Here is a 9,368-nt window from a genome sequence, read left to right as displayed (position 1 = left end):
CGCCGGCCCGGCACGCCCCGCTCGGGGCGTACGCCGTGGGCGTGCGGCAGTTGACCGTCGATCCGACCGGCCCCCGGCCGCTCCCGGTGACGATCTGGTACCCCGCCGCCGGTGGCCCGCCCGGTCCGACGCCGGCGACCTCGGACGCGCCCGTCGCCGCCGGCCGGTTCCCGGTGGTGATCTACAGCCACGGGCTGCGCAGCCTGCCCGAACTGCACGCCCCGCTGACCACCCGCTGGGCGGCCGCCGGCTTCGTGGTCGCCGCTCCGACCTACCCGCGCACCAACCTGCGTACGCCGACCTTCACCCGGGCCGACGTCCGTAACCAACCCGCCGACGGCTGGCGCCTGATCCGCCACCTGGTACGCCTCGACGCCCGCCGGGCCGACCCGCTCGCCGGGCACCTGGACGTCGACCGGATCGCCGCGGCCGGTCACTCCGCGGGCGGCTTCACCACGGCCGGGATGTTCACCGCCGGCCACTCGGCGCGGCTCCGCTCCGGCATCGTGATCGCCGGCGGTGGCCTGGCCGGCAGCTTCGCCGGCCCGCCCGCGCCGCTGCTCTTCGTGCACGGCGGCGCCGACCCGATCGTGCCGGAGTCGGTCGGCCGGGCCGCGTACGCCCGCACGGGCGGGCCCGCGGCGTTTCTGAGCCTGCCCGGCCAGGGTCACGGCGAGTACCTGACCCCCGGCCGTCCCGGCTTCGCCCAGGTCCTCGCCACCACCATCGACTTCCTCCGCTGGACCCTCTACGACGACGCCGCGGGCCTCCGCCGTCTCCCCGCCGACGCCGCCCTCCCCGGCGTCACCACCCTCATCACCCGCCTCCCCGACTGACCGCGGCCGTGGGCCGGCGGCCGGCCGCGTGGTCAACTCCGGCTCGGCGGCATGGCGGTACCGACCGGCTCCCGACCCCGCCCGGTCGCCGACATCGCCCCCGACCGGCGCGGCCGGCGCGTACCGGGGCGGCAAGGTCGGTGGGTGGGCGGTAGCGTCGCCCGGGTGGACGGGGACGGGCTGGCGGGACGGCAACTCGACGCGGTGCGCGAGGTGGTCGAGATCGCCGGGGCGGCCGGGATCGCGGTCTGGCTACGGGGCGGCTGGGCGATGGACTTCCACCTCGGCGAGGCGACCCGGCCGCACGTGGACGTCGACTGGTACTGCTGGCGGGCCGACGCCGACCGGCTGGCCGGCCTGCTCGGTGAGCGCGGCTGGCGGCCGGATCCGCGGATGCCCGCCACGACGCAGCTCGACCTGCTCCGGGGCGACGTCGAGCTGAGCTTCGCCTACCTCGATCGGGACGCCGAGGGCCGGGTGGTGGTCGGGGCCGGGCCGTGGGCCGGCACCGCGCTGCCCGAGGGGATGCTCGACGCGCCGCCCGGCCGGATCGGGGGCCTGACGGCGCCGATCATCGCCGTCGCCGCGCAGATCGAGTTCAAGGAGATGTTCCCGGTCTGGATGCCGGAACGACCCCGACGCGCCAAGGACGCCGACGACCTCGCCCGCCTCCGGGCGAGCACGGCCGCCGCCGAACCACTCGTCAGCTGAGCCCCGGCCACCCCGGCCGGGGGGTGCCGATTCGCTCACCCTCCGGCGCGATGTCGGCCGGCCTGCCCGGAACGCGAGGCACAATCGTCTTCATGTCCCGAGGCCGTACCCCTGCCATGATCGCCGCCGCCCTGCTCAGCGTGGGCCTGGCCGGCTGCTCGGGCGCCCCCGCGCCCGCCGTGCGCAGCGCACCCACCGCGCCGCCGAAGGCGACCACGCCGGCGCCCCGGGTACCCGCCGGGCACGCCCCCACCGAGGCCTTCGCGGTCGGCGTACGGCAGCTGAAGCTGAACCGGGACGGCGACCGCCCCCTGCCGGTGACCGTCTGGTACCCGGCCCGGGGCGAGGCGGACGGTACGCCGGAGCGGTCGGTGGCCGCCGCGACCGGCCGCTTCCCGGTGGTGATGTTCAGCCACGGCCTCGGCGCCCGCCCGGAGGACTACCAGCTGCTGTTGAGCCGGTGGGCGTCGGCCGGCTTCGTGGTGGCCGCGCCGAAGTTCCCGCACACCGGCCAGGGCGGCGACGGCAACGTGCTCGACGTGCTCAACCAGCCCGCCGACGTGTCGTACGCGCTGACCCAGGTGCTCGCCCTCGACACGAAGGCCGGCGACCCGCTGCGCGGCCGGCTGGACACCGAGCGGGTGGCCGCGGCCGGGCACAGCGCCGGCGGGGTGACCACCATCGGGCTCTTCACCGCCGGCCGGGACGAACGCCTCGACGCCGGCATCGTCTTCGCCGGGACGGGGCTCGGGGTCGGCACCGCCTTCGCCGGCGCCGCCGCCCCGCAGCTCTTCGTGCACGGCGAGGCCGACGAGGTGGTGGACTACGCCGCCGGCAAGGCGGTCTACGACGCGGTGCCCTGGCCGAAGGCGATGCTCAGCCTGCCCAAGGGTGACCACGGGCGGGCCCTGCTCACCGACGGCAAGGCGCTGCGGGTGGTCTCCGACACCACGGTCGAGTTCCTCCGCTGGACCCTCTACGGCGACGCGGCCGCGAAGAAGCGGCTCCCCGCCGACGCCACCCGCGGCAACCTCGCCACCCTCGACGACCACCTCTGACGCGCGGCCGGGGGCGGGTGGCCCCCGGCCGGGGCGGCGTCAGGCGGTGTGGTCGATGACGACCTTGCCGAAGACCTCGCCCGAGTTCAGGCGGGCGAACGCCTCCTCGATCCGGCTGAACGGCACCACGCTGTCCACCACCGGGCGCACCTCACGCTCGGCGCAGAACGCCAGCAGCTCGGTCAGCTCGTCCGGGGTGCCCATCGAGGTGCCGAGGATCTCCAGCTGCATGGCGAAGACCCGGCGCAGGTTGACCTTGGGCTCGTGTCCGGCGGTGGCGCCGGAGACGACGATCCGGGCCATCGGCGCGGCCGACTTCAGCGAGTGGTCGAAGGTGGCCGCGCCGACCGTCTCGATCACCACGTCGACCCGCTCCGGCAGCCGGGCGCCGAGCTCCAGCGCGGTCGCGCCCAGCTCCGTGATCCGCTCCCGCTTCGCCGCATCCCGGCTGGTGGCGTAGACCCGCTTGCCGAGCGCGATGCCGAGCGCGACGGCCGCGGTGGCGACGCCCCCGCCGGCCCCCTGGACCAGCACCGACTCACCCTCGTCGACCCGGCCCTTGGTGGTGAGCATCCGCCACGCGGTGAGCCAGGCGGTGGGCAGGCAGGCCGCGTCGGTCGCCGCCAGGCCGGTGGGCAGCGGCAGCAGGTTCATCCGGGGTACGGCGACACGCTCGGCGAAGGTGCCGGGGAAGTGCTCGGAGAGGATGGAGACCCCGCGCGGGTCGCCCGAGGTGGGCACGACCGGGTAGATGACCACCTCGTTGCCGTCCGGGTCGGTGCCGACCGCGTCGCAGCCGAGGATCATCGGGAGCTGGTCCGCGCTGAGGCCGACGCCGCGCAGTGACCACAGGTCGTGGTGGTTGAGCGAGCTGGCCCGCACCTGCACGGTCACCCAGTCGTCCTGCGGGTGGGTCGGCTCGGGACGGTCGCCGACGCGGAGCGCGGCGAGCGGGTTGTCGGCGTCGACGCTCGACGCATAGGCGGCACGCATGATCGGCACCGTAACAAGCTGAGCGCCCGTTCAGAAGGGGCTCTTCCTCACAAAAGGCGATAAGAAGGGCCGCTGCCTGCGGCCGGCACCCCCGTCGGGGCGCCGGCCGACCTGGTCAGCGGCGAGCGACGCCGTCGCGGCGGGCGGCCTCGGCGACCGCCTCGGCCACCGCCGGGGCGACCCGCGGGTCCAGCGGCGAGGGCACGATCGCCTCGGCGGTCAGCGACTCGGCGACCACCCCGGCGATCGCGTCCGCGGCGGCCACCTTCATGCCCTCGGTGATCCGGGTGGCCCCGGCGTCCAGCGCGCCCCGGAACACCCCGGGGAAGGCGAGCACGTTGTTGATCTGGTTCGGGTAGTCGCTGCGCCCGGTGGCGACCACCGCCACGTGCCGCGCGGCCACCTCGGGGTGCACCTCGGGCGTCGGGTTGGCCAGCGCGAAGACGATCCCCCCGGTGGCCATCCCGGCCACCGCCTCCTCGGGGATCTGCCCGCCGGAGACGCCGATCAGCACGTCCGCGCCGCGCAGCGCCTCGGTGATGTCGCCCTGCCGGCCCTCGGCGTTGGTGGTCTCCGCCAGCTCGGCCTTCGTACCGGTCAGCTCCCGGTGCCGGCCGATGATCCCCTTGGAGTCGCAGACCACCACCTGGTCCGGGTTCACTCCCCCGGCGACCAGCATCTTGGTCACCGCCACCCCGGCCGCGCCGGCGCCGCTGACCGCCACCCGCAGGTCACCGAGCTTGCGGTTGAGCAGGGTGGCCGCGTTGCGCAGCGCGGCCAGCACCACGATCGCGGTGCCGTGCTGGTCGTCGTGGAAGACCGGAATCGGCAGCGCCTCGTCCAGCCGGCGTTCCACCTCGAAGCAGCGCGGGGCGCTGATGTCCTCGAGGTTGATCCCGCCGAACGAGGGCGCCAGGGCCTTCACCACCGCCACGATCTCGTCCACGTCCTGGGTGTCCAGGCAGATCGGCACCGCGTCCACACCGGCGAACTGCTTGAACAGCACTGCCTTGCCCTCCATCACGGGCAGCGCCGCGCGGGGGCCGATGTTGCCCAGGCCGAGTACGGCGGAGCCATCCGTCACCACGGCGACGGTGTGCGACACCCAGGTGTAGTCGTCGGCGAGGGCGGGATCGGCGGCGATCGCCTCGCACACCCGGGCCACCCCCGGGGTGTACGCGAGGGAGAGGTCCTCCCGGCTGGTGAGGGGAACGGTCGATGCGACGGCCATCTTGCCGCCGACGTGCAGCCGGAAGACGGGATCAGCGGGGTCCACGGTGGACGAAGACATGGTGACTCCAGGATCTGTCGAGCAGACGGACCGGCCGGCTCGGCCGCGAGGTCAGCGGCGAGTGGGGCGCGGCGGTGCGGGGGTCACCCGGGCACCTCCCGAGCATAGTGGCGCGCGCGGGGCGACGATGTGAGCGGGGTCATATCGGCCGACCACGTACCCGGCCTGGGCGGGGCCAGTAGCGAGCCACCACCCGGCCGCGGACGTCCGCCACCCCGTACGCCCGGGAGTCGTCGACGACCAGGTCGTTGTCCCCGCGTATCCACCAACCGCCGTCCTGGCGGCGGACCGCCCGCTTGACCACCAGCAGGTCGGGGCGGCTGCGGAAGACCGCGACCACGACGTCCCCCGGGCGGACAGGTCGGCCCCCGGTGCGCACCAGCACCGCGTCGCCGTGCCGCAGCGTGGGGACCATGGAGGGCCCGGTGACCAGGACGGGCGTCAGCGGCCCGCGCAGCGCGGGGGCCGCGCCGTCATCGGCCGGTCGCACCGGGTTTCACCTCCCGCCCGCCGGGGAGCATGTCCAGGAGTAATGTCGGCTTGGATCATCGCAAACATCCCATGGAGGACCCTGATGCGCCTTCCCCGCATCCTTACGCCCCGTGTGACCGCCAGCGCCCACTGCGACCTGCCGTGTGGCGTTTACGACCCGGCGCAGGCCCGGATCGAGGCCGAGTCGGTCAAAATGATCTGCGAGAAGTACCAGGCGAACACGGACCCGGAGTTCCGCACCCGCGCCATCATCATCAAGGAGCAGCGGGCCGAGCTGGTCAAGCACCACCTGTGGGTGCTCTGGACCGACTACTTCAAGCCGGCCCACTTCGAGAAGTACCCGCACCTGCACCAGCTGTTCAACGAGGCCACCAAGCTGGCCGGCTCCGCGGGTGCGAAGGGCAGCGTCGACCCGGCCCGGGCCGACCAGCTGCTGCAGAAGATCGACGAGATCTCGAAGATCTTCTGGGAGACCAAGAAGGCGTGACCCTGGCCTCCCAGGCACCGACGATCCGGCCGGCGCGTCCCGAGGACGTGCCGGCCGTCGTCGCGATGGTGCACGAACTCGCCGAGTACGAGCGGGCCCCCGAGCAGTGCCACCTCACCGCCGAGCAGCTCAGCGCCGCCCTGTTCGCGACTGCTCCAGGTCGCGGCGCGGCGTCGGACGCGCCGAGCTGGAGTGGTCGGAGCCCGGCGCCGGCGCTCTTCGGTCACGTCGCCGTGGACGCCCAGGACGAGCCGGTCGGCTTCGCGCTGTGGTTCCTCAACTTCTCCACGTGGGAAGGCGTGCACGGCATCTACCTGGAGGACCTGTACGTCCGCCCGGCCGCCCGGGGCACCGGGGCGGGCCGGCTGCTGCTGGCCACCCTCGCCGCGATCTGCGTCGAGCGGGGCTACCGGCGGCTGGACTGGTGGATGATCAAGTGGAATCCGGCCGCCGGCTTCTACGCCTCGATCGGCGCGGTGCAGATGGACGAGTGGGTCCCCTACCGGCTCACCGGGCCGGCGCTGCATGGCCTGGCGGTGCAGGCGGTGACGTCCCCCACGCGGCCTGCGGTCGGGACGGGTAGAGTCCCGGACCGGGGGGATGAGGCGTGACTCAACTGACCGGCCAGCCGACGACCGACGACGACGTCGTGCACCTCACCGTGCCCGCCGACGGCGGCTACCTCGGCGTGCTCCGCACCGCCACGGCGGGCCTCGCGGCCCGGCTGCAGTTCGCCCTCGACGAGATCGAGGACCTGCGCATCGCCGTCGACGAGGCGTGCGCCATGCTGCTCGCCATCGCCACCCGGAACGCCGAGCTGGAGTGCCGGTTCGCGGTGACCGACGACGCGCTCACCGTCGAGGTGACCGTGCCGACCGTCCGCGGCGCGACGCTCCCCTCGGAGTCGTCCTTCGCCTGGAAGGTGCTCACGGCGCTGACCACGGCCGCCGCCGCGAACGCCGCCGACGGCCGGGCCACCATCTCGCTGCTCACCCGCCGCGCCTCCGGTTACTGACCCGCGGCTCCCTACTGACCCGCGACTCCGGCGGGCCGGATCACTCGAAGCCGAGCGCCCGAGTGGTCGGCGGGCTGACCAGCAGGCCGGTGACCGCGAGGCCGAGCGCCATCAGCGGCAGGCCCAGCCAGGCCATCCCGCCCTGGATCATGTACCAGCCGATGGGCAGCAGCATCAGCTGAAGCACGATGGCCGGGGCCCGGCCGCCGGCCCGACGCCGCGCCAGGGCACCGCCGAGGGCCCAGAGCGCCGCCGCCCCGGCGACGGCGAATCCGGTGACCAGGAGTGCCGACGTGAGGTGGGTGGTGGCGGCGGTGAGGTCGGACCAGATCAGCCACGCCGCGACCACGCCGAGCGCGACCGCCTCAGCGCGCAGGAGACGTACCGCCCAGCGGAGCGTGACGGGAATCGGGTCGGAGTCGATGGTCACGGGCGACACGATACCGGTGAGTAGTCGCGGTACAGTGCCGCCCATGCGGGCCGTCCTGGTGGTCAATCCGAAGGCCACCACCACCAGCGAACGCAGTCGGGACGTTCTCGTCCGGGCGCTGCGTAGCGAAGTCGACCTGTCGGTGCGGTACACCCGCCGGCGGGGCCACGCCATGGACCTGGCGCGGGAGGCGGCCCAGGAGGGCGTCGACCTCGTGGTCACCCTCGGTGGCGACGGCACGGTCAACGAGGTGGTGAACGGACTGATGGCGGCCGAGCCGCCGACGTTCCGGACCGGCGCCACCCCGGCCGAGCGGCTGCCCGCGCTGGCCACCGTCCCGGGTGGCTCGACGAACGTCTTCGCCCGCGCGCTCGGGCTGCCCCGGGAGTGGCCGGACGGGACGAGCATGATCCTGGAGGGGCTGCGGCTCGGCCGGTCCCGGACGATCGGGCTGGGCCGCGCCGACGACCGGTATTTCACCTTCTGCGCGGGGTTCGGCATCGACGCCGCGGTGATCCACCGGGTGGAGCAGGCGCGCAAGCGGGGCCGCGTCTCCAGCCCCGCGCTCTACCTACGGTCGACGGTGCGTCAGTACTTCCTCGCCTCCGACCGGCGGCACCCGGCCATCAACCTGGAACGCCCCGGCGAGTCAGCCGAGGACGAGCTGGCCACGGTGATCATCCAGAACACCGCCCCGTGGACCTACCTCGGCGAGCGGGAAATCAATCCGAACCCGGATGCCTCGTTCGACCTCGGCCTGGACGTGCTGGCGATACGTCAGCTCCGGGTAGCCAGTACGACACGTACGGTGACGCAGTTCTTCTCCCGGAATGCGGATCCGCACGGCCGCCAGGTGCTCCGACTACACGACGTGGCGGAGTTCACCCTGCTCTCGGCCCGTCCGCAGGCTTTTCAGCTCGACGGGGACTACCTGGGTGAGCGAGAGAAAGTTAGATTCACATCCGTTCCGGCGGCACTGAGAGTAATCTGCTAGGTCTCGGGTACTCCCGTCGGTTGACGGTGACCCGTCGCAACCGAGCGATGGACGCCACACCGAGGGGTAGGTGCCGGAAATGTCAGCATTATCACGCGGACTGTACTACATTGATCCTCGACTGTGGTACGGCGGGTGGCCAGAGCACTCTGGAACCCGGACAAAAGGGTCGTGAGCTTGCTCACCGAGCGGAGTTTTTCCGAGCGTCACCCTTGACATCGCGAGCGTTCGTGAAAGTATTCACAAGCGAACTTGTGTTACCGGGACATTGCGTGGATATGCTCGGCAGGTTGAGCTGTTCCAGCAGGTCCAGGGGTCAACAGCCTGCTCACGCAGCGCCGAATTGATGGATGCTGACCGTCACTTATCGGCATTGCGGACGCATATAGAAAACGCAATGAAGCAAATCTGCCACCCATCCAAGAACGAGGAGTGTTGCCGCCATGGACTGGCGCCACCGTGCTGTCTGCCGCGACGAGGACCCGGAGCTGTTCTTCCCGATCGGGACGTCCGGTCCGGCTCTGCTGCAGGTCGAGCAGGCCAAGGCCGTCTGCCGGCGGTGCTCCGTGACCGACGAGTGCCTGCAGTGGGCCCTCGAGTCCGGTCAGGACGCCGGCGTCTGGGGCGGGATGAGCGAAGAGGAGCGTCGCGCGGTGAAGCGCCGCGGCGGTCTCCGGGTGCTGCGCGCTCACTCCGCCTGATCGAACCGCACAGCACGCCCCGGCCGGGTCACCCGCCGGGGCGTCTTGCTGTCCAGGGTTCGCCACGGCACTCCTGCTACCCCGCCGCCGCCCCACCTGATCATGGAACCGGCGCGGAGTTCGTCACACCACCCGGCACCGGATCTCCAGTCACCGGGGGCCGTCCGGGAACGGCGTCGACGCGACGCAGCACCAGGTCGGCGAGCTCCGGGGCGTCGGTGAGCGGATCCGCCACGGCCACCGAACCGGCGTCCCGGGCCGCGGCCACCACGGCATCGTGGAAGAGACCGGGCGCCAGGAAGTAGGCGGCCACCGCGACCCGCCGGGCACCGGCCGCGCGCAGCCGGGCCACCGCCGCAC

General features: G+C 73.1%; 13 protein-coding genes. 8 read left to right on the top strand and 5 right to left on the bottom strand.

Going from position 1 to position 9,368, the window contains the following annotated elements; translation table 11 throughout:
• The 3 genes from DKL51_RS15685 to DKL51_RS15675 all read left to right on the top strand — a co-directional run.
• Positions 1 to 836: alpha/beta hydrolase family protein (locus tag DKL51_RS15685; RefSeq protein ID WP_148097795.1), on the top strand; the 836-nt coding region annotated here is incomplete at its 5' end.
• A gap of 144 nt (positions 837 to 980) precedes the next feature.
• On the top strand, positions 981 to 1,547 hold the full coding sequence (locus DKL51_RS15680; protein WP_243422253.1) for a nucleotidyltransferase domain-containing protein: 567 nt from the start codon (positions 981 to 983) through the stop codon (positions 1,545 to 1,547).
• A gap of 92 nt (positions 1,548 to 1,639) precedes the next feature.
• Positions 1,640 to 2,605, top strand: coding sequence for an alpha/beta hydrolase family protein (locus tag DKL51_RS15675; protein ID WP_109943352.1), 966 nt, complete (start codon positions 1,640 to 1,642; stop codon positions 2,603 to 2,605).
• Positions 2,606 to 2,644: 39 nt separating this feature from the next.
• On the opposite strand, the gene DKL51_RS15670 is transcribed toward DKL51_RS15675, so the two are convergent.
• From DKL51_RS15670 to DKL51_RS15660, 3 genes are all read right to left on the bottom strand, one after another.
• Complete coding sequence (locus DKL51_RS15670) at positions 2,645 to 3,607, bottom strand: zinc-binding dehydrogenase (protein WP_165823042.1); 963 nt, start codon at positions 3,605 to 3,607, stop codon at positions 2,645 to 2,647.
• A 106-nt stretch (positions 3,608 to 3,713) separates the two neighbouring features.
• Positions 3,714 to 4,889 carry an NAD(P)-dependent malic enzyme gene (locus DKL51_RS15665; RefSeq protein ID WP_109943351.1) on the bottom strand — a complete coding sequence of 392 codons (1,176 nt, stop codon included), beginning with the start codon at positions 4,887 to 4,889 and terminating at the stop codon, positions 3,714 to 3,716.
• 139 nt (positions 4,890 to 5,028) lie between these two features.
• The gene (locus DKL51_RS15660; RefSeq protein ID WP_221623191.1) at positions 5,029 to 5,379 is read right to left on the bottom strand and encodes a S24 family peptidase; all 351 of its coding nucleotides are present in this window, start codon (positions 5,377 to 5,379) and stop codon (positions 5,029 to 5,031) included.
• A gap of 84 nt (positions 5,380 to 5,463) precedes the next feature.
• Here DKL51_RS15660 and sodN point away from each other — a divergent pair, with 84 nt between their 5' ends.
• The 3 genes from sodN to DKL51_RS15645 all read left to right on the top strand — a co-directional run bounded on the left by sodN (position 5,464) and on the right by DKL51_RS15645 (position 6,883).
• Positions 5,464 to 5,868, top strand: a complete 405-nt coding sequence (gene sodN / locus DKL51_RS15655) for a superoxide dismutase, Ni (RefSeq protein WP_109943350.1) — start codon at positions 5,464 to 5,466, stop codon at positions 5,866 to 5,868.
• A gap of 65 nt (positions 5,869 to 5,933) precedes the next feature.
• Positions 5,934 to 6,479: a GNAT family N-acetyltransferase gene (locus DKL51_RS15650; protein ID WP_109943361.1), complete on the top strand. Its 546-nt coding sequence runs from the start codon at positions 5,934 to 5,936 to the stop codon at positions 6,477 to 6,479.
• Positions 6,476 to 6,883 (top strand): ATP-binding protein, encoded by a 408-nt coding sequence (locus DKL51_RS15645; protein ID WP_109943349.1) that lies wholly within the window; start codon positions 6,476 to 6,478, stop codon positions 6,881 to 6,883. Before DKL51_RS15650 ends, DKL51_RS15645 begins: the two co-directional genes overlap by 4 nt.
• Positions 6,884 to 6,923: 40 nt before the next feature.
• On the opposite strand, the gene DKL51_RS15640 is transcribed toward DKL51_RS15645, so the two are convergent.
• Entirely contained in the window at positions 6,924 to 7,313 is a 390-nt protein-coding gene (locus DKL51_RS15640) for a hypothetical protein (protein WP_109943360.1), read from the bottom strand.
• Between the two features lie 43 nt (positions 7,314 to 7,356).
• Here DKL51_RS15640 and DKL51_RS15635 point away from each other — a divergent pair, with 43 nt between their 5' ends.
• Positions 7,357 to 8,307, top strand: a complete 951-nt coding sequence (locus DKL51_RS15635) for a diacylglycerol/lipid kinase family protein (protein WP_109943348.1) — start codon at positions 7,357 to 7,359, stop codon at positions 8,305 to 8,307.
• A 443-nt stretch (positions 8,308 to 8,750) separates the two neighbouring features.
• Positions 8,751 to 9,008, top strand: a complete 258-nt coding sequence (locus DKL51_RS15630) for a WhiB family transcriptional regulator (RefSeq protein WP_109943347.1) — start codon at positions 8,751 to 8,753, stop codon at positions 9,006 to 9,008.
• 100 nt (positions 9,009 to 9,108) lie between these two features.
• Here the strand turns inward: DKL51_RS15630 and DKL51_RS15625 are convergent.
• The coding region (locus tag DKL51_RS15625) for a CbiX/SirB N-terminal domain-containing protein (RefSeq protein WP_498070922.1) at positions 9,109 to 9,368 on the bottom strand (260 nt) is incomplete at its 5' end.

The sequence above is a fragment of the Micromonospora globispora genome, from assembly GCF_003857015.1.
Classification (GTDB): Bacteria; Actinomycetota; Actinomycetes; order Mycobacteriales; family Micromonosporaceae; genus Micromonospora; species Micromonospora globispora.
This window is presented reverse-complemented; position numbering and strand designations above follow the sequence as displayed.

Coding starts and splice junctions, on each gene's coding strand:
- DKL51_RS15675 (WP_109943352.1), top strand. CDS start 1,640: ATGTCCCGAGGCCGTACCCCTGCCATGATCGCCGCCGCCCTGCTCAGC.
- DKL51_RS15665 (WP_109943351.1), bottom strand. CDS start 4,889: ATGTCTTCGTCCACCGTGGACCCCGCTGATCCCGTCTTCCGGCTGCAC.
- sodN (WP_109943350.1), top strand. CDS start 5,464: ATGCGCCTTCCCCGCATCCTTACGCCCCGTGTGACCGCCAGCGCCCAC.
- DKL51_RS15650 (WP_109943361.1), top strand. CDS start 5,934: ATGGTGCACGAACTCGCCGAGTACGAGCGGGCCCCCGAGCAGTGCCAC.
- DKL51_RS15635 (WP_109943348.1), top strand. CDS start 7,357: ATGCGGGCCGTCCTGGTGGTCAATCCGAAGGCCACCACCACCAGCGAA.
- DKL51_RS15630 (WP_109943347.1), top strand. CDS start 8,751: ATGGACTGGCGCCACCGTGCTGTCTGCCGCGACGAGGACCCGGAGCTG.